This is a genomic window from Desulfotruncus arcticus DSM 17038 (assembly GCF_900113335.1).
Lineage (GTDB): Bacteria > Bacillota > Desulfotomaculia > Desulfotomaculales > Desulfallaceae > Desulfotruncus > Desulfotruncus arcticus.
The window spans coordinates 1-18,302 of sequence record NZ_FOOX01000030.1 but is presented as its reverse complement, the minus strand read 5'-3'; the positions used below and the strand labels follow the sequence as shown (position 1 = coordinate 18,302).

The 18,302-nt window shown below is 43.9% G+C and carries 20 protein-coding genes, 2 tRNA genes and 1 riboswitch; of the genes, 9 read left to right on the top strand and 13 right to left on the bottom strand.

Annotated features, from left to right (window positions below):
- A partial coding sequence (locus tag BM056_RS24605) for a TSUP family transporter (RefSeq protein WP_131820845.1) occupies positions 1-442 on the bottom strand: 442 nt, incomplete at its 3' end.
- A gap of 257 nt (positions 443-699) precedes the next feature.
- A complete protein-coding gene (locus BM056_RS24600; protein WP_238456657.1) occupies positions 700-2,526 on the bottom strand; it encodes an NADH-dependent [FeFe] hydrogenase, group A6 in 1,827 nt (608 codons plus the stop codon).
- Positions 2,527-2,729: 203 nt separating this feature from the next.
- Here BM056_RS24600 and BM056_RS24595 point away from each other — a divergent pair, with 203 nt between their 5' ends.
- The 3 genes from BM056_RS24595 to cobT all read left to right on the top strand — a co-directional run bounded on the left by BM056_RS24595 (position 2,730) and on the right by cobT (position 6,448).
- Entirely contained in the window at positions 2,730-3,854 is a 1,125-nt protein-coding gene (locus BM056_RS24595) for a methyl-accepting chemotaxis protein (protein WP_092475935.1), read from the top strand.
- Positions 3,855-3,974: 120 nt separating this feature from the next.
- On the top strand, positions 3,975-5,030 hold the full coding sequence (gene fni / locus BM056_RS24590; RefSeq protein WP_092475933.1) for a type 2 isopentenyl-diphosphate Delta-isomerase: 1,056 nt from the start codon (positions 3,975-3,977) through the stop codon (positions 5,028-5,030).
- Between the two features lie 61 nt (positions 5,031-5,091).
- A riboswitch (cobalamin riboswitch) is annotated at positions 5,092-5,270 on the top strand.
- A 107-nt stretch (positions 5,271-5,377) separates the two neighbouring features.
- Positions 5,378-6,448 carry a nicotinate-nucleotide--dimethylbenzimidazole phosphoribosyltransferase gene (gene cobT / locus BM056_RS24585; RefSeq protein ID WP_092475930.1) on the top strand — a complete coding sequence of 357 codons (1,071 nt, stop codon included), beginning with the start codon at positions 5,378-5,380 and terminating at the stop codon, positions 6,446-6,448.
- 146 nt (positions 6,449-6,594) lie between these two features.
- Here the strand turns inward: cobT and BM056_RS24580 are convergent, their stop codons facing one another.
- The 3 genes from BM056_RS24580 to BM056_RS24570 form a co-directional block, all read right to left on the bottom strand.
- Positions 6,595-7,140, bottom strand: coding sequence for a pyruvate kinase alpha/beta domain-containing protein (locus BM056_RS24580; protein ID WP_174550009.1), 546 nt, complete (start codon positions 7,138-7,140; stop codon positions 6,595-6,597).
- A gap of 128 nt (positions 7,141-7,268) precedes the next feature.
- Positions 7,269-7,343 (bottom strand) — tRNA-Ala (locus BM056_RS24575).
- Between the two features lie 53 nt (positions 7,344-7,396).
- Positions 7,397-8,260, bottom strand: coding sequence for a serine hydrolase (locus BM056_RS24570; RefSeq protein ID WP_092475924.1), 864 nt, complete (start codon positions 8,258-8,260; stop codon positions 7,397-7,399).
- 117 nt (positions 8,261-8,377) lie between these two features.
- Between BM056_RS24570 and BM056_RS24565 the strand changes: the two genes are divergently transcribed.
- Positions 8,378-9,004 (top strand): EcsC family protein, encoded by a 627-nt coding sequence (locus tag BM056_RS24565; protein WP_092475921.1) that lies wholly within the window; start codon positions 8,378-8,380, stop codon positions 9,002-9,004.
- A gap of 27 nt (positions 9,005-9,031) precedes the next feature.
- Here the strand turns inward: BM056_RS24565 and murI are convergent, their stop codons facing one another.
- Entirely contained in the window at positions 9,032-9,841 is an 810-nt protein-coding gene (gene murI, locus BM056_RS24560) for a glutamate racemase (protein WP_337833549.1), read from the bottom strand.
- 37 nt (positions 9,842-9,878) lie between these two features.
- Positions 9,879-10,064 carry a hypothetical protein gene (locus BM056_RS24555; RefSeq protein WP_092475915.1) on the bottom strand — a complete coding sequence of 62 codons (186 nt, stop codon included), beginning with the start codon at positions 10,062-10,064 and terminating at the stop codon, positions 9,879-9,881.
- A 208-nt stretch (positions 10,065-10,272) separates the two neighbouring features.
- Between BM056_RS24555 and BM056_RS24550 the strand changes: the two genes are divergently transcribed.
- A tRNA-Leu gene (locus tag BM056_RS24550) sits at positions 10,273-10,361 on the top strand.
- A gap of 449 nt (positions 10,362-10,810) precedes the next feature.
- Here BM056_RS24550 and BM056_RS26485 read toward each other — a convergent pair.
- The 3 genes from BM056_RS26485 to BM056_RS24540 all read right to left on the bottom strand — a co-directional run bounded on the left by BM056_RS26485 (position 10,811) and on the right by BM056_RS24540 (position 12,008).
- Positions 10,811-10,960: a hypothetical protein gene (locus BM056_RS26485; protein WP_165613706.1), complete on the bottom strand. Its 150-nt coding sequence runs from the start codon at positions 10,958-10,960 to the stop codon at positions 10,811-10,813.
- Positions 10,961-11,464: 504 nt separating this feature from the next.
- On the bottom strand, positions 11,465-11,770 hold the full coding sequence (locus tag BM056_RS24545; RefSeq protein WP_131820844.1) for a hypothetical protein: 306 nt from the start codon (positions 11,768-11,770) through the stop codon (positions 11,465-11,467).
- Positions 11,715-12,008 carry a DNA ligase-like domain-containing protein gene (locus BM056_RS24540; RefSeq protein WP_092475909.1) on the bottom strand — a complete coding sequence of 98 codons (294 nt, stop codon included), beginning with the start codon at positions 12,006-12,008 and terminating at the stop codon, positions 11,715-11,717. Before BM056_RS24540 ends, BM056_RS24545 begins: the two co-directional genes overlap by 56 nt.
- A gap of 552 nt (positions 12,009-12,560) precedes the next feature.
- Between BM056_RS24540 and BM056_RS26480 the strand changes: the two genes are divergently transcribed.
- Together BM056_RS26480 and BM056_RS24535 are read left to right on the top strand one after the other, a co-directional pair.
- On the top strand, positions 12,561-12,734 hold the full coding sequence (locus tag BM056_RS26480; protein ID WP_165613709.1) for a hypothetical protein: 174 nt from the start codon (positions 12,561-12,563) through the stop codon (positions 12,732-12,734).
- A 103-nt stretch (positions 12,735-12,837) separates the two neighbouring features.
- Complete coding sequence (locus BM056_RS24535) at positions 12,838-13,059, top strand: hypothetical protein (RefSeq protein ID WP_092475906.1); 222 nt, start codon at positions 12,838-12,840, stop codon at positions 13,057-13,059.
- 519 nt (positions 13,060-13,578) lie between these two features.
- On the opposite strand, the gene BM056_RS26475 is transcribed toward BM056_RS24535, so the two are convergent.
- Positions 13,579-13,743 carry a hypothetical protein gene (locus BM056_RS26475; RefSeq protein WP_165613708.1) on the bottom strand — a complete coding sequence of 55 codons (165 nt, stop codon included), beginning with the start codon at positions 13,741-13,743 and terminating at the stop codon, positions 13,579-13,581.
- A gap of 380 nt (positions 13,744-14,123) precedes the next feature.
- On the bottom strand, positions 14,124-14,618 hold the full coding sequence (locus BM056_RS27830; protein WP_238456658.1) for a methyl-accepting chemotaxis protein: 495 nt from the start codon (positions 14,616-14,618) through the stop codon (positions 14,124-14,126).
- 793 nt (positions 14,619-15,411) lie between these two features.
- On the opposite strand from BM056_RS27830, the gene BM056_RS24525 reads away from it, so the two are divergent.
- On the top strand, positions 15,412-15,627 hold the full coding sequence (locus BM056_RS24525; RefSeq protein WP_165613707.1) for a helix-turn-helix transcriptional regulator: 216 nt from the start codon (positions 15,412-15,414) through the stop codon (positions 15,625-15,627).
- 788 nt (positions 15,628-16,415) lie between these two features.
- On the opposite strand, the gene istB is transcribed toward BM056_RS24525, so the two are convergent.
- Positions 16,416-17,087, bottom strand: coding sequence for an IS21-like element helper ATPase IstB (istB, locus tag BM056_RS24520; protein WP_274377592.1), 672 nt, complete (start codon positions 17,085-17,087; stop codon positions 16,416-16,418).
- Between the two features lie 289 nt (positions 17,088-17,376).
- On the opposite strand from istB, the gene BM056_RS24515 reads away from it, so the two are divergent.
- Positions 17,377-18,302, top strand: a 926-nt coding sequence (locus BM056_RS24515) for a DNA polymerase IV (protein ID WP_092475897.1), incomplete at its 3' end; no start/stop codon positions are given.

The following is an 18,302-nucleotide window of genomic DNA, read 5'->3' as shown; positions in this document are numbered from 1 at the left end:
CAATTAAGGTGATGGTGATGCCAAGGCAGATTTGCAGTATGTTGTCCGGCAGTGCCAATCCTAAAAATGCACCTACGATACTAAATATTGAGGCTATCAGCGCCACCGGCAGCGCCAGCCGCAGGTTGGCCAGGTTGGCTTTTAAAAGACCGGGACCGGCTGCCAGCGCGCCCGCCAGTGCCACAATCAGGCCGGCGCCACGCACAAAGTCCAGGTTAAACGGGAAGAAGCTGCCCACTATCGGGACGAACAGCACTCCGCCGCCCACTCCCGCCATTACGGCCACTATGCCCATGGCAAAGGTGGTTACAAATAGTATCAGTGGCCACGCCCACCAGGGCATCCCCGGCGTTCCCGACGCCTCTGTTACCGCGTGGGCCACCTGGGAGTTGTTGGCCAGCTCTAACAACATGCTCGCTTTGGCCATTATTCCTTCCATCATTTCTATTCCCTCCCCCCAAAATAATATTTACATAGTTAACAAAGCATTTTTCATGCCAGTTCGTCCAAGCCTGTTATTGTACCTTAAGTAACAAATCTAAATAAGTAAAAAACTTTTGATTGTTCATTAACGAACAATCAAAAGTTTGAGTTAAAAAATATCCCCTGAATGGTTGATTTGAGGCTTGAATGGGATAGTCTGATATCAGACAGTAGATTGTATATTTTTGCACAATAATAAGAGTTGGTATTTCTTTTTTAGTGCAAAAGTTTATTTTTATTTATTTCTTTTTGCTTATATTTAACATGTAAAATTTCTTTGGCCTTTTTGCTTAGGGGGTGGTCCAGGTACTGTTTATATAATTCTTTTACTGCCGGGTTTTCATGGGCCAGCCTGATTTTTTTGTTTATGTCGATGCTGTATAAAGCCTGTGCCCTTTGGCGGCGTAATTCTTCGGATTTTTTTCGTGACCTCTGCTCTATGGAGATAGGTTGGCCGCCGCCTCCAACGCAACCTCCGGGACACCCCATTATTTCAATAAAATGAAATTTTTCCCCCGCTTTAACTCGTTCCATCAAACGTCTGGCGTTCCTGGTGCCGTGGGCTACGGCAATTCTTAGGGTTTGGCCGCCGATTTGCACAGTTGCCTCCTTTGTACCTTTCATACCGCGTAAATCTTTAAAATCTATTCGTCCCGGCATTTCCGATCCTTCAACAAGAGCAAAAGCGGTGCGTATTGCTGCCTCCATTACGCCACCGGTTGTACCGAAAATTGTACCGGCCCCCGTTGAGATGCCCAGGGAATCATCGAAATCGTTGTCGGGCAAAGATGCGAATTTGATTCCCGCCTCACGAATCATTCGCCCCAATTCCCTGACCGTAAGCACATAATCAACGTCACGTGTGCCCCTGGTGACCATTTCCGGCCTTGCTGCTTCAAACTTTTTAGCTGTGCAGGGCATAACGGCTACCACGACAAGCTTTTCCGGATCAAAATGATTTTTTTCGGCAAAATATGTTTTTACCAGTGCGCCAAGCATTTCCTGGGGAGACTTACAGCTGGAAAGGTTATCAACATATTCCGGGAAAAATTTTTCACAATATCTAACCCAGCCCGGGCTGCAGGAAGAGATTAATGGAAGTTTGCCATTGCCTTTAAGTCTTTCCAATAATTCATTAGCCTCTTCCACAACAGTAAGGTCTGCTGCGAAAACAGTAGAAAAAACATAATCAAAACCAATTCTGCGCAGCGCGGAGACCATCTTGCCGGTTACGATTGTTCCCGGTGACATTCCGAACATTTCCCCTATGGACACTTGGGCGGCAGGCGCAGTTTGAACAACTACAATTTTTTGAGGATCTTCTATGGCGTCCCAGACATCCTGAAAGTATTCCCTTTCAGCCAGAGCGGCGGTAGGGCAATACTGGAGGCATTGCCCGCAGGCAATACAGTCTGATTCAGTCAAATCGTGCATAAAGGCGGGTGCAATAACTGTATTAAAACCTCTCTTTTGGGCTGAATATACATTCACACCCTGCACTTTTTTACATATGGCTTCACAGCGGCGGCATTTTATGCACTTGTTATAATCACGTACGATAAATGGGTTTTTGTTCTGAATGGGAAGATTCAACCTCTCGCCGGTGAGGCGTATTTTTCGCACACCTAAATCATCGGCCAGTTTTTGCAGCTCGCAGTTGCGGTTTTTAATGCAATTAACGCAATCCAGATCGTGCTCCGATAGCAGTAATTCAAGCATGCGCTTTCTGGCGCGACGAACACGGGGAGTATTGGTAAAAACCTTTAACCCTTCTTGAACCGGGTAAACACAGGATGCTTGAAGGCTTCTTCTTCCGCCGCTTTCTACTTCCACCAGGCAAATGCGGCAGGATCCTGCGGCATTAATGTCCTGAAGGTAGCAAAGGCTTGGAATCTCAATGCCTGTTGCGCGCGCTGCTTCAAGCAGGTTGGGAGTGTTGGCGGGGACAGTAACCTCCTGATTATTTATCCATAAGCTGACTTTAGGATTGTCTACTTGTGTTTCTCGTTCCATTTGATTAATATTTTGCATGTTTTGCTGCATCAGCTTTCCCTCCGAACAATGGATGATTTTTATATTCTTTGGAACAAAAGATTTTTAATACAAAAAATAAGTAAATCTTGCTATATGAAAAATTATCAGAAAAAATAAAAATTTACCAAGGAATTTGCAGGAAACACAAATAATTTAGTGAAAATAACTTAGTGAATAAGTATTCATTCATTTTTTTAAAGGGGTTGGGGTTTATGGACATTAAAAAAATTACCATGTTCAAGTACCTGGCTAGAACCACTGTATTTGCGGTTCCCGGCGGAGCTCTAATTGGTTATTTTATCGTATCTTACACACAGGGCTTGCTTTGCGCGATAGTTTTATCTGGTTTGATGTCCGGGTTATTAGGAATTGCAATTAGTACGAAAAATTTTAAACAGTTGATAGCGCCAATGAAAACGATAATGGAAGACCTTGATGCTCTGATAACTAAAAGCAGCATTAAACTGACCAATGGCATCCACACCATAGCTGATGTCAAACGGGCATTTATGTTGATCCTGCAGGATCTTACCGGCAACCTAAAAAGAATGGCAATTGATATAAGTAAGAATTCCAACTATTTAGTTGACTTTTCCAATCAGACTGTTTCAGGCGCAATGACGACAGCCACTGCGATAAGCGAGGTTGCGGCTTCGGTGCAACAAGTCTCTGCAAATTCACAGCAAATTGCGGAGGATTCCGAAAAAACCGCGGGTTATGCCAGGGATGGAAGCGACGGTATTGAACGAATAGCGGACCAGATGGAGGTGATTCAACAAACTGCATCGCAAAGTGGGGACGTGATACTGGGATTAGATGATTCGGCTCAAAAAATATCACAGATTATAGATATAATTACCCAAATAGCAGAACAAACCAATTTATTGGCTTTGAATGCTGCCATAGAAGCAGCCAGAGCAGGTGATTACGGCAGGGGGTTTGCCGTGGTGGCAGATGAAGTGAGAAGTCTGGCAGATCAGTCTGCCGGGGCTGCTCAAAAAATTCAAGATTTAATAATACAAACGCAGCACGAAACCAAACAAGCAGTGCATAGCACTAAGGAGAGCATTGCTCAAGTGGAAAATGGTTTGCAAGTGGTTAAAGAGGTAAGTGCTACTTTTGAAAAGATAATTGCTTTCGTGCAAAACCTGGCTGAAGAGATTCAAACGGTAACAGCGGCAACAGAAGAGATATCCTCCGCCATACTAAATGTTTCAGACACTGCGGATAAACAGTCGTCGCTGATGGAGCAGGTAGCTGACACCGCCCGTGGGTTAAATGATTTGGCCCGGGAGTTAAACAAATTGCATATCAGGTTCGATATTAGCCAGTCTTAATCGTGTTTGACTGTCCTCCGGTGGAAATGGTACTATAATTAGAAAATATTGCTATTATCGGCGGAGGTATGAAATATCTATTTTGACAGACCTGATCAGAATTAGCGGGAGGCGCTTAAAATTTTAAGGAAAACGCGGAAACTGGAACATATTAAATATGCCATTGAGTTGTGGGATTCCGAAGACGACGCGTCTGCCGGATTTGAGGACATCAGTTTTATCCATAACGCCTTGCCCGAATTAAGGTGCGATGAAATTGACTGTTCTTGCATTTTTATGGGTAAAAAATTGCGTGCGCCCTTGATGATTAATGCTATAACAGGGGGACATGCTGATGTTACTGAAATTAACCGTGGGCTGGCCAGGGTGGCGGCAGCCACCGGTATTGCCATGGCTGTGGGTTCGCAGCGGGCTGCCCTTGACGACCCGGATGTTAAGCAAACCTTTACTGTTGCGAGGGAAGAAAACCACAAAGGGCTGCTATTGGCTAACTTAAATGCGCTTTGTACACTGGAGGAAGCAAATCAAGCCGTTGCAATGATTGATGCCGATGGTATACAGCTGCACCTGAATGCCGGCCAGGAGCTTGTAATGCGTGAAGGGGAGACTAACTTTATTGGAATTAGAGACAACATTGAACATCTGGTCCGGAATTTGCCCGTTCCCGTCTTAGTCAAGGAAGTGGGCTTTGGCCTGTCCAGGGAAGTTGTAACTGCGCTGTTTAAGGCTGGAGTCAGGTATATTGATGTAAGCGGCCGGGGCGGCACTAATTTTGCGGCAATTGAAGGCAGGCGTGGCGGTGTGGCTGGCCTGCACCTGAAAAAATGGGGCATCCCTACAGCTATTAGTTTGCTGGAAACCACGAGTACAGGCTTGCCCTTAACGGTAGTAGCCTCAGGTGGTTTGCGTTCTTCGTTGGATATAGCGCTGTCTCTGGCTGCCGGGGCTGCATTGACGGCGATAGCCGGGCCATTTTTAAAAGTGCTTGTTGAAAAGGGTGAAGACAGCTTAATCAATCTGATTAAAGAATTAATTGCGGGTTTGGAGCAGGTAATGATGCTTACCGGTGCCGCCAATTTGCAGGCATTAATGGGAAAACCTATTATTCTTACAGGCTATACTGCTGAGTGGCTGCAGCGGCGTGGCATAGATATTAATCTTTATGCCTGCCGGTAAAATATTTTAGAAATTTAACTTATAAAGAAGGAAAAAGTAATTTAATAATTAATTATTATTTAACTGAAAAAAATCGTCAGGTGCCCTTGTAGGGAGAATAGGGAACCGGGTGCAATTCCCGGGCGGTCCCGCCACTGTAACCGGGTAATCCTTCGCCAGCGAGCCACTGAATTTTCGGGAAGGCGGTGTTATGGGTGATGATCCGGGAGCCAGGAGACCTGCCTGACGACTGGTAGCTCTTCGTGGAAGGGAGTCACCCGGTGAATGATGGTAAAGTTCACGGTCAGTTTTGACTGTGAACTTTTTGGTTTTAATAGGGCAATAAAAACAGGGAGGTTGAAAAACTAATGCTTTATCATGAAACTTTAAAACAAATCGGGGGACTTAATGAAGAGGCCATGCTTTCAGCCAGAGATCGAATGGATAATTTAATTAAGCCACCGGGCAGCCTCGGCTTGTTGGAGGAAATTGCCGTAAAAGTAGCGGGTATAATCGGTAACCCCCGCCCCCAAATAGGTAAACGATCTGTTATTGTTATGGCAGGCGATCATGGGGTTATAAATGAAGGAGTTAGCGCAGCCCCTCAGGATGTTACCTGGCAGATGCTCCCGGCATTCATTAACGGGGTTGCCGGGATAGGTGTACTGGCCCGTCATGCGGGGGCGTCAATTGCAGTTGTGGATGTGGGTGTAGCGACTGACGTTGAAATCCCCGGGGTCATGAAATGCCGGGTTAAATCAGGTGCGGATAATATTGCGCAAGGGCCGGCAATGACCAGGGAAGAGGCTGTTGCAGCGGTAGAAGTGGGCATTCGCGTGGCACTGCGTGAAATTGAGCAGGGAGCCACCTTGCTGGCGCTGGGTGATATGGGTATAGGCAACACCACCCCCAGCACGGCAATTCTGGCTGCGCTGGGCGGTTATTCGGTGGCTGAGGTTACCGGCAGGGGGACAATGGTTAATGACGAGGTGCTGGGGAAAAAAAGACAGGCGGTGACCAGTGCTTTAACAATAAACAATCCCGATTCTGCAGATGGGCTGGATGTGTTGGCTAAAGTGGGTGGATTGGAAATAGCCGGGCTGGCCGGAGTAGTGCTGGCTTGTGCGTCGAAGCGCGTGCCTGTGCTGGTGGATGGCTTTATAACCGGTGCCGCCGCACTGATAGCCGCTGCCATTGAACCGAAAACCAAATACTTTATGCTGGCTTCCCATTTATCAGGTGAGCCGGGACACAAACTAATGCTGGAAATGCTGGGCTTGAAGCCGATGCTGAATATGGGTATGCGCCTTGGTGAAGGAACCGGTGCCGCACTGGCTATGCACATAGTGGAAGCGGCATGTAGAGTGCTGAACGAAATGGTTACCTTTGCAGAAGCAGGGGTTGTGGATATGGAAGAGGATAAACTGTTAAAAGGATAATTAAGCTGCCCGGGTGGCCTGTTAAAAAGACCGCTGTAGTGGCGGTCTTTTTTTAGCAGTTGACTATTTTCTTAAATTAAGAAACTGTCCTGTAGTTTTTGGGGCATTTCACGGATTAAAATGGATATGCAGTATTTTTTTCAAACTTAAAATTCTCTTGGTTTGCAAATAATTTCTTTTACTTTAGTGTCAAAAAACTGGTTGGAATGAGCCGGTGCAATAACAACAGCTGTATCGGCTCCTTTGGCCGAGCCACCAATGGCTATAATTTCTTTGCCATGAGGGATCAGACCGGCATCCAGGGCCATTCCCGATATTTCCACACAGACCTTGGTGCCCTGTCCAAGCATTCTTAAAGTTTGAGCCATTATTTCTGAAGGGTAAACTCCGCCGAATTTATTTCTAATAGCCCGGTCTACTCCTGCCAATAGATGGGTTGTAATTAAAACATTTATTCCGTTTTCCTTGAGTTCCTGCATTACGTCTTCAGTCATGCGTCTCATTCCCGGTCCGTCAAAGCCTGCGTGGTAACTAACGCAGACTACATTACGGTCACAATTGATTAACTTTTTGGCCGTAGCCCCGGTGCTTGATGCTACTACAATGTTCTGTATGTCCAGTTCGGCCGCTCTGGCTAAAGCTGCCTCAATGGTTTTGTCGGTATTATCAGGACCTTTTTTGTCCCAATGCATAATAATACCTCCTTTTTAAGTTTACCATTATTTTAGTTAATTGCGGGTAAAATGGCAAGGACAAGCAAATGTATCAATGAGCATTAAATAAGCATAAAAAAAAGTCTTACGCTTAGGTAAGACCATCGTGGTGGACGAGAGGGGATTCGAACCCCCGACCCCCGCGTTGCGAACGCGGTGCTCTCCCGCTGAGCTACACGCCCGAGAATATTATATTTTTACGCAAAAAATATAATAACATAAAAACAACTTACTATCAAGGTGAATTTTCTGTTGCCTGGTATTCATAAATCATTTTTGAAACCTGACGTATGACCGGAACAGCGCTGCCGTACCCCGGAGTGCCGCTACAGGTAACTGCTAAAATATATGGCCTTACGGGATGTTCCACATATGCTACATCATTATAGGTACCGGTGGGGGGCCAGTTTCCTATCTTATTTGCGACCTTAACTCCTGGAGGCACTGCTGCTGGAATGCGGTCCTTAAATTCGGCAGCAAAAAGGTTTTCCGTCAGCATTTTAGCTTCGGGACTGCCCGTCCGGTAAAATTCAATTGTTTTTTGCATGTAAAGCGCCAGGTCATGGGGACAGGTAACATTATTGTCGTCTTCAACCACTTTGCCTCCAAGGTCGCGCATGTAACTTTTGACTTTTTTTCTGTCCAGCCGTTCTAATAAGATGTTTGTTGCAATATTATCGCTATTGACAATGGAGTAGGTGGCCAGTTGTTTGATGGTATAGCTTTTACCGGGGGGATAATTTTTGAGGATGCCTGTTCCACCTTCAGCATGGCGGCTTTGATAAGTCAATTTCTGAGCCAAATTTATTTTTTCTTTTTCAGCCTGGGTGTATAAGTACAGGTTCATAGGCAGCTTGAATGTACTTGCGGCATGAAAGGAGGTATACTGATTATAACCAAACTTTTCTCCGGATTTTAAATCTATAAAATAAAGTCCATAAGTGCCTTCCTGGGCTACAAGATATTCCGATACACTTTGGTCAAGGGGCACATAATTAGGCTTCGGTTGGTTTATTTTTTTGGCAGGCTTGTCCAGGTTAAGAACCAAAAGGACTGCTGCAGCTAAAAGCAGTAATGCCAGGTGAGTTTTTTTAAACATTAATTGCCTCCATACCAATATATTATAGTTTATTTATAGCAAAAATGTAAATAAATTACAAGTAATGCATCCAGAAATTTAGGCTTTCCCAGCATTTTAATTGGAGTGTTAATAACTATGGGATTTAACCCATTTCATGCGGTAAATAAAGAGGAAGTACGTCGCAGGGCGGAGAAATTGCGGAAAAAACATTCCAATCTCTCTGAAAGAGAAATCTGCGATTTAATCATCAAAAATAAAAGCCAGATGTGCGGTTTAAGTGGTTTTATAACGGCTTTTCCTGCCACCTTGCCTGTTATTGGCACGTTGGTTTCTTTAATTGGTGGAACAGTTGTAGATATAGCTGCGGTCAGCTACTTTATGGCAGAAATGGTCCTGGAAATGTCGGTGGTATATGGTAGGGATTTAAGGTTGCCCGGGGCATCCCGTGAAGCTTTATGGGTCATAGGTTCAGCTGTTGGAACCGATGTCGCCAACAAAGCAATTGGTAAAACAGCCATGAAGCAAATGGGTAATCAGGCCTTTGTCCGGGCAATGCAGGAAATGCTCTTAACCCTTGGTATAAAAGCAACCCAGCGCAGCGTAATAAGGATAATACCTTTTATTGGAGCGGTTGTCTGTGGGTTGGTTAACTATTTTATATGCCGCCGTGTGGGGCGGATGGCGGCCGATTATTATGAAAAAAACAGCTATGAGCAATGGACTGCCAACGCCATAGATGTAGATGGTGAAATCATTGATTAAAAATAATAAGCCGGGAATTAGCCCGGCTTAAAGCGCAATCTTTTTAACTTCGATTGAATTTTTTCCCCATAAGTTATTGATAACTTTTTCCACATATTCAGGTTCCCCGCTGGTATAAAACTGTTCCTGGCCTTTTTTTGAGGAAACGTCGCTTAATAGTCCTTCTTCGGACAATACCTGGACAACCCGTCTGGCTACTGCATTTCCCGTGTCTATAACTTGAACCGAAGGGCCCACAATTGCTTCTACCTGATGTCGCAAAAAGGGGTAATGGGTGCAGCCTAAAACAATTGTATCTACCCCGGCCTCAATTAGTGGCTTTAAAAAAACTTTTAACATGGCCTTTGTTCTCGGTTCATTAATCAACCCTTGTTCAACCTGTTCTACCAAACCGGGGCAAGCTACTTTAAAAACTTCTATACCGTTGGCGTAACGGTCCAGAAGGGAATTGAACTTCTCGCCTGAGATAGTAACCCCGGTTGCCAGCACACCTACCTTACCGTTTTTGGTAAGTGTTACCGCCGGTTTGATCGCCGGTTCCATGCCCACTATCGGTATATTAAACATCCTGCGCAAAAAATCCAGACCGGCAATAGAGGCGGTATTGCATGCTGCGACTATCATTTTTGCGTTATTTTCCAGTAAAAAACGAGTTATTTGAATAATCCGGCTGCGAATCTCTTCGGTCGATCTAAAGCCATAGGGACAATGGGCTGAATCTGCGTAATAAATAAGATCTTCCGCACTGGATAGATTCCTGATTTCTTTTAATACAGACAGTCCGCCCACACCCGAGTCAAAAATCCCGATGGGCTTCGGGTTAGTCAATATTTTCACTCCATTTCACCTTGAAAAACTTAGAATAACTATCATTTTATTTTTTTCTGCTTACGTTACCATAATACATTTGGTGAGTTATTATAAGGACCAACACCAGTGTCAAGAAGCCTGCAGCCAAGTGATACTTTTCAGCGCCATTAATGCCTAAGTATAAAGCAAGTCCCAACACTGCCGTTAAAACAGTAACGATTGCTGTAGTAACTGCAAGAAATCTTTGCAATAGGTGCACCCCCTTCTTTAAATATATATTTTGCTTGGGGCTGGATATTTCCTTTAATAGATAAATGCTTTTTAGCAACTTGGGATACGATTATAAAGGGATGCTTTACTCCGCAAGCTTGATCAGCCAGGAGTCAATAAAAGAAAAGGATTGTTATACCATTGACAGAAGCAAATGAATCAAATATAATTATTTATGCTTCACTAATGCCGGAGTGGCGGAACTGGCAGACGCAAGGGACTTAAAATCCCTCGATTGGCAACGATCGTACCGGTTCGATTCCGGTCTCCGGCACCACTTGATATGCCAGTTAATGCATCCCCGTTTTCGGTGGGTGCATTAACTTTTTTTATGCCCACCGATTGACTGCGCATTGGATCTGCACAAAAGTTGATATACACAATACCATTGTCTGGGACCTGAAAAGTATGAAAAAGCAGCGGAATGGCTTGCAGGCCAGGCGAATAAAATCGGAATTAAAATAACACGCGACGAGATTCGGGGGCTGATTGAGTGGCCCTCCGGGAAATCAAAGATCAGTTGGATGAGGAATGGGCTAACACCGCGGGAAAGTCGGCAGCGTAGAGTAGCAATTGCTTGAGCGGGTTATCCGGCTTGCCCAGCTTTGGCCTGCAGCAGGAGGCCCCACGACACTGCCGGCAGCAGCTTAGCGAGATATGTTTGAGCACAAGTGAATACGTTGTTAAATGATGAGCCCCGGCCATGCGCCGGGGTTTTTTGCTTTATTAAACAGTTTTTTCAGAAGATGCTTCGTCTCTTATCTCTGGTTTCGTCCTTTTTGCAGAAGCTATATCTATATCTTTGATAGAATACAAACCGTTAGTAGTAGCTACTGTTCCGTTAAATAGAGCGACAGGCAGTTTTACATCCTTCATTTTTGTCTCCTATTAATAATTGTTTTTGATACTTCGATAGTATACTATAAATTTATTTTTGGTTCTATATTAAGCTTGCGAAATATCATTTTACATAGACGACCTACTGTTGCCTACCGCTGGCGCCGATGCTGACACTGGTACCAAGTGACAAACTGCATGGTTAAAGAGGAGCTGCCGTCATGGACACAGTGGTGGAAGGAAGTTGGCCCACCGGTGTATCGGTGTGAGACGCGGCAGGGGTTAGCTTGTGAGTTGGTATCAAGGGATGGTATGTGGTTGCTGGAAAGGGTTTGGGATTAAAAAAAAGGCGTTTTGCTATACACCCTCGGTTTCTTCTGATTCGTATTCAATTTTTTCTAATTCGTACTCAATTTTTTCTAAACCAATACTTTCAAGTATTTCATTAATTAATTCTTCGGTCAAATGAATTCCTCCTTTCATGAAACGACCTTTTCATTTTACACTTCAAAAGAGCAACTGTCAATAAATGGCATGTCCATTTTAAACCTTAAACCCTACCCAGCTACAATCCCGCATATGCCTGCGGGGCGTCAGCGTTTTAAACTTTACCCGGCCCCGGATACCAGGCGGCAGCCAAATGGTGCCGCCTTTATCTTCACCACAATAGTCCAGCAGCTCCCTTAATATCGCCCTGTCCGCCGGCCATATCCCGATAGCGTGTCCCTGAACCCGATCCTCGGTACCCACTAAAACGGCGCCGTCTTTTTTCTTGTACCCAAATACGTTGACCTCAGCTTCCTGGTAGTTTTTCACCTTCACCCAGGCTGCCGACCGCTGGCCTAACACATACCGGCTTTTTTCGTTTGGCCACCATTCCTTCAAGGCCCTCGGCTCGGACCGCATCCCAGAGAGCCACCCCTTCAGTATCAACCCATGCAATTTTCCTCAAGGTTTCATTGTCCTCCAAGATTCGGGATGGTAGTTCTTTTCGTTCCATTAATGACAGCCCCGTAACCTGTTTCCCGTCCAGCCAAGTGACACCCCCGGCCATGCGCCGGGGCTTTTTATTTTTTTCTACATGCATTTCTTATTTTAAGTTTCTGAAATTGCGTGTGCCCCGGCACAAAAGCCAGGGCACATTGGATAAAATTAATTAAGTTTAGTTAAGCTAATTAAGTAAACTTAATTAAGTAAACTTGTTACCATGTTATCATCTTTTTTATGTCGGCCACATAAGTTATATTGATTATACTACTTTACTGATTATCCCTATTAGGAATAAATCTTTATTTCTTCCTAATTAGGTTTATACCTCTTTTACAGAAAGTGGTTTCCATTTAAATTTTAATTGTAATACTATGAATAATGGCGGGAAAAAGAGTAACAAAAAGGTCAGCATTTTGTCGCCTCCCCTCTGATAAGATTACCCCTGTAATCAATTTACGCAAAAGAGGTGAGATTAATGCCTTGGCGTTACTCTTTTTTTGTTTTGAAATCAAACACATGTTTGGTATAATGTCCTCGGGGGAAGTTTTATGTCAAAGTTATACCGCCAACCAGTAGAAGCACGGGTAAAAGACGGTCAACCAGTAGCTTTTCGCTGGCTCCGGCGCTGGTATGAGGTGACGAGCTGCACGTGAAAAAAGGAACTGCCATCGCGGCTGCAGTGGTGGAAGGAAATCGGACCGCCGGTGTATGGTGTGAAACACGGCAGGGGTTGGTTTGTGAATTGGTGCTGGGGGTGATGGGTGGGTGTTGGAGCGGGTATGGGATTAAAAAACTTTGTTTTAATATGTCGAAATATATCTAATGGTATTATTTTTGATTTATAGGTAATGTCTTACACCTTGTCGAATTTAACCAATTTAACTGTATGTTTTTTAACCAATAGAAAACATAGGGGGTTAATGTTTTTGGCAAACAGTAATACGTGGCCAGGCTATTTTCCTGTCATTTGTCCACCGAAAAAGGCTATTTCGCAAGATAAGCTTGTATATAGATTAGTGGAAAATCTGCCTGCGACGGTACCCATGAAAGTTAAAGCTTTAATCGAAACAACAATAGAAATTAATCCTTATACAAAAAAAGAGGATTTTACTCATTTATTACTTTCTATTAAAAAGTTAAACAATTAAAGATAAATAAGAACGGAATCGAAGTTATAACTCCATGGCGGTAGCCTAAGCGCCGACTACAGCGCAAAATAAGGGAGCTATAGTATCTACAGCTGTGGCGGATGGATCTACAGGATAATTGGGATAATTAATAAACGTCCCTTGCCGATCATATGATCGCAAAACGCCCCTTCGGAGCGTTTGCGTTAAGTTTAGCATTTTCAGCCGTAACCTACAAAACTCATCCCAAACACCAGTAAGATCAGAATCAGAAACAGAATGAAACTCCCGTCAAAGAAGGGGGTACCACCACCGCCACAACCTGCTCATAACCCATTAATACATTCCTCCTTAGCTAAGGTTTTGGGCAATGCCAATGATATATTATGTGAGGGTGGAGGAATGGGTTACCAATAGCAGGAATATGTTACACTCTTTCCGAACCAATCACCAGAGGTGATCCTATGTCCACACCGACCCGCCAGGAGCTTCTGGAACAAATCGAACGCACGAAACAAGAAATCGTCCATCTGCAAACCATCATCGAAAGCTGAAACGACCCAAAGGAAAAGCGCCGGCTGCAGCGCCAGCTAAAAGAACTGCAATATCTGCAACTTTGGGGGCTTGACCAACTTCAAAACGATGGCGGCGGAATGAAGAAAGCATTTGGGCAAATCCCGGAGTATTGCTGCGATTAAAAAGCACGACAGGCTACCTAGTGAATGGCGCTATCTGTTCGCAAGCATCGCGCTCGATGAGGACCCGTACTGCGTCATAGCAGGGTCGGAGTTCAGGCCGATGATTAGGATAGATTTGCCGCTGAGGAAAGACAAGGATGGTTGTTTTGTAATACGTTACCGGGAGTAGTTAGTCAAAGAAAACAACACCCCCTGGCCAGTCATAAGTCAAGCCAGGGGTAGAGTTATAGGTAGATGTTTTAATTTTAAACAAATTTTATACGTCAATATTAATAAAGTCATCCGTTTGATTTGTTCCCAATTTATTACTTAAGTCTTGATGCAACTCACTGTAATATATGCAACTGGGAATGTGGCAGGTGCTGGGTTCATAAAATAATGTCCGTATTAAGTAAACATGAATTGTAAACTTTTTTTCAATTCCTCTGCCAATGCTAATAGTACCTTAGCTTGTTCATCGAGCTGTTCCATAGACGCACTTATTTCTTCTGTAGAAGCAGCTTGTTGCTGAGCTAAAGAATTAAGTTCGTTAGCCTGCATACCTATGTCTTCAATCATAATTGAAATAGCGATTAGCTTATCAGACATATCTTTTGCACTATTAGCAGAATTTTGGGCTAATTTTCTTACTTCGTCAGCAACTACGGCAAAGCCTCTACCATGTTCCCCGGCTCTAGCAGCTTCGATCGCTGCATTTAAGGCTAACAGGTTAGTTTGATCTGCAATACCTTTTATTAAATCGATTACTTGGTTAATCGTATTAAGAGACTCACTTGCTTCTTTTGTTTTTCTTGTTAATGTATCAACGGTAGTGGAAAGGTTTGAAGCCCCTTGAGCAATTTCTTCAATTGCTTTTGAGTTCTGGTCGGCAGAATTATGCATCTCATCTGAAACTGTTTTTAATTCATCCGGGCTAACATACAAAAAAGTTGTTGATAGCCCACCAATTAATTCATCGTTCTTATTTCGAATCGGGACTCCGATACCAGCATAACCAAACCCATAAATAGATTTTTCTTTTGTTACTTGCGCCGCAACTCGGGAACCGGTTGTTAATGTTTTATGACCAATTGAGCCCGGCTTAATTAAATCCCCGGGTTTCAAATTGAAGTCTAAACCAGGTACATCCCAGCTTTTTATTACCACAGCATCTTTATTAAAAAGGACTACAAAATTCTTTCCATCATATAGCTCAAAGATTAAATTACAAGCAGTTTCAGCCATTTCCATATCGGAGTACATAGTTTCAGATATCAGGGTAGGTTTTAGTTGTTCATCAGATGGAACGATGGGTGCTAATTCGTTTTTTAAATCTTCTTTATCAACTTGAGATACTTCTTTTTTAAAAAAACCAAGCATTTAATATTCCTCCATAAGTTAGCATTTTAAATAATATAACAACTAAAGAATAACTTGGCAATATGTATAGATATGTGTAGATATTTGTCTAATAGTTAATATATCAAAAAGTTGACTTCCTTATTTGGTAAGGGGCTATGTATGCAATGCAAAACATAAACGCCCCTGGCCGCCGACCACGGCACAGGGGCTATGTGAAAGGTGTATGATATTATCTGCACTGCCGCATTATTTTATTAAGAATGGGCTCACTATCTCATGTGAAATAATTGCAGGAAATAGATCCTATACATCGAAGTCTTACACTTGTGATGTTATGGAAAACAACCTTAAAGCCTGGCGGGAGCAACGTGGCTTTAGTCAGCAGCAATTGACGGATTTATTCCGGAATAAGTACGGAAAGTCGACAATAACATATCAACACATTAGTACCTGGGAGCGCGGTCGAATGGTACCATTGCTTGAAAACGCAATGATATACGCCAAAATCCTGGGCGTTACAATGGAAGAACTTTTTATCCTGGATGAATAAATCCAGGATTTTCTTGTTTCTATAGGACTATACAGGTTAATATCACCTTACTGCAAAGGAATGTTGGCAGAGCTCGGCAGGAGGAATAAGGAAATATTTCGTAGAAAAGAAATAGAGGCAAAATAAAATACATCATTTTTCACTAACTGCTATGTCTTGGACGGTTTCTCTTTCTTCGCTGCTGTATTTTATGTTGTTCCGAAATAACTGGCATATGAGAGCGAGCCCGGTCTCCGGCACCATTTGATATGCCAGTTAATGCATCCCCGTCTTCGGTGGGTGCATTAACTTTTTTTATGCCAACCGATTGACTGTGCATTGGATCTGCAAAAAAGTTGATATGGTTACTGGAAGTAGGCGACCTGGGATCTACTGGTGTGTTTGGCAAGATAAAAATGTAGCAAACGGAAGTTAATTTTTAGAGCACCCCTGCTACCATTGTTACCACATTATGGTATGACAATTTAACACCCTAACTTGAACAACTACTTTCAAAGATAGTTCGGCGGCCTTGACATCCACCCTGCGCGTAGTCTTTCAACGACACCGGCGGGGCGGCTCCGGGAAACATGATTAATGTACATGCCCGTCGGATTAGCAATTATACCACGCGCAGGGCATCCGTCTGTTAAGGCTTCCCTTCGGCACCTCCTACCAAAAGATTCTTACCTCCGAGGCTCACCCAAAAACATGATTTTAAATTAGCATGTCTTTACTGTAATCGGGCCCCCCCGTAATCTAAGAACTTATGGGCGAGCCCATAAGCCGGTGACTTGGACCGGTAAACATCAGCAAGTGACTGTGTGGATAAGTCGATCTATAATTGCCGCAGTCATTATTTCATCGTAAAAGATGCCGTTCCAGCGGCTAAACTCAAGGTTCGTGGTGATAATCACGCTACGTTTTTCATAGCACTCCGAGGCTACCTGGAATAGCAGTTGGGCACCTTCCTTTTCAAAAGGGATAAAGCCCCATTCGTCACAGATTAAAAGGTCTGTTTTTTCTAACTGCTTCATAACCCGATGCAGCTCCCCCTGTGCTTTAGGATCAGTAAGCTGGTTAACTAGCGCTGCCGTCCGGAAGAATCGTACTAGCTTACCCTGGTTGCAAGCTTCCACGCCAATTGCCGTTGCACAGTGGCTTTTGCCAGTTCCCACAGGACCATATAAAATTAAGTTCTCTTTTTTGTCTATGAATTTGACAGTAGTGATATCCTCAATTGTAATGGTTGGTGGAACCTGGATATGGCCAAAATCATACTTCTCAAAAGTCTTTACAACATTGAAGTTAGCTGCTCGCAGCAACCTGTTCTTCCTGACTACCTCCCGGTTTTCAAACTCACGCTTTAATAGTTCCAGCAAAAATGCTTCATGGCTGTCGGCCTTGATCTCCTTATAATCCTTGTAGAACACTTTGCCAATTTTAAGTTTCTTGTAGTAATGCTCAATCATTGCTTCCATTTAGATCGCCCATTCAAGAGGTGGTCATAAATGGCTGTTTCAAAAATGGTGGCTTGTTTCTTTTGCTATAGATCTTAAAGACATGTCTTTATGGTTCTTTAAAAATCTGATATCCTGATTTGGTTAAAGCTACCTTAAACCAAGAATAATAAGCTTGTTAAATGACTAATTACAAAAGAGTAAAAAACTTAGCTAATTTTATTTACTAAAACACTACCATATTTATCCTATTGTATATTCATAAGCTGGGGATTATAATAAACCAAACAAATGTTTGGTGATGTATTTTATGAAGCGGGTAATTTTGCTGGCTGATATGAATAGTTTTTTTGCCAGTTGCCACCAGGCCGTCCAGCCGGAATTAAAGGATAAACAAGTTATTGTGGCCGGCGATCCAATGAAAAGGATCGGTATTGTTTTGGCGGCATCTTACCCTGCCAAGGCCGTGGGCGTCAAGACCGGCATGGCGGTGTGGGAGGCCAAGCAGCTGTGCCCCAACGGCTGCTTTTTTTATCCGGATTACCGGCTGTACATAGATTTTTCAACTAAAATATTGCGGATAATGCGGGATTTCACCGATCTGGTGGAACCGTTTTCCATTGACGAGGCTTTTGCCGACCTTACCGGTGTAATGCATCTGTGGAAAAAAACGCCCGGGGAAGTTGCCGCTATCCTAAAGGAACGCATTAAGTCCGAGACTAGCTTATTATGTAGCGTGGGCATAGGACCGAACAAACTGATCGCCAAAATGGCGGCCGGGGTGCAAAAACCCGACGGCCTCAATGTAGTGGAGAGCGTGGACCGGTTCAAGGAGATTTTCTGGCCCCTGCCGGTTAGAAAATTGTTCGGTATTGGCTCCAATTACGAAAAACACCTGCGGTATTACAACGTGCGGACCATTGGTGGCCTGGCGACTTTTCCGGTGGCACTGCTGAAAGAGAGATGGGGCAAAAACGGTGAAATGTTATGGCTTTGCGCCAACGGGATTGACTACAGCCCGGTGGTGCCCACCTCGCTGGAGGTGTCCAAAAGCATCGGGCAGCAGAGGACATTGCCCCGGGATCTGCAGGGTTTTGACCGGATTAAGGTGGTAATGCTGGAGCTGTGTGAAACAGTGGCGCGGCGGGTGCGCCAGGGCAAATACGTTGGGCGGACGGTGGTATTAACCTTAAGGGATTCCCGGCTGGCTTTCCTGTCCAGATCACGCAGCATGGC

Coding starts and splice junctions, on each gene's coding strand:
- BM056_RS24600 (WP_238456657.1), bottom strand. CDS start 2,526: ATGCAGCAAAACATGCAAAATATTAATCAAATGGAACGAGAAACACAA.
- BM056_RS24595 (WP_092475935.1), top strand. CDS start 2,730: ATGGACATTAAAAAAATTACCATGTTCAAGTACCTGGCTAGAACCACT.
- cobT (WP_092475930.1), top strand. CDS start 5,378: ATGCTTTATCATGAAACTTTAAAACAAATCGGGGGACTTAATGAAGAG.
- BM056_RS24580 (WP_174550009.1), bottom strand. CDS start 7,140: ATGCATTGGGACAAAAAAGGTCCTGATAATACCGACAAAACCATTGAG.
- BM056_RS24570 (WP_092475924.1), bottom strand. CDS start 8,260: ATGTTTAAAAAAACTCACCTGGCATTACTGCTTTTAGCTGCAGCAGTC.
- BM056_RS24565 (WP_092475921.1), top strand. CDS start 8,378: ATGGGATTTAACCCATTTCATGCGGTAAATAAAGAGGAAGTACGTCGC.
- BM056_RS26485 (WP_165613706.1), bottom strand. CDS start 10,960: ATGAAGGATGTAAAACTGCCTGTCGCTCTATTTAACGGAACAGTAGCT.
- BM056_RS24540 (WP_092475909.1), bottom strand. CDS start 12,008: ATGCATGTAGAAAAAAATAAAAAGCCCCGGCGCATGGCCGGGGGTGTC.
- BM056_RS27830 (WP_238456658.1), bottom strand. CDS start 14,618: ATGCATAATTCTGCCGACCAGAACTCAAAAGCAATTGAAGAAATTGCT.
- BM056_RS24525 (WP_165613707.1), top strand. CDS start 15,412: ATGGAAAACAACCTTAAAGCCTGGCGGGAGCAACGTGGCTTTAGTCAG.
- istB (WP_274377592.1), bottom strand. CDS start 17,087: ATGGAAGCAATGATTGAGCATTACTACAAGAAACTTAAAATTGGCAAA.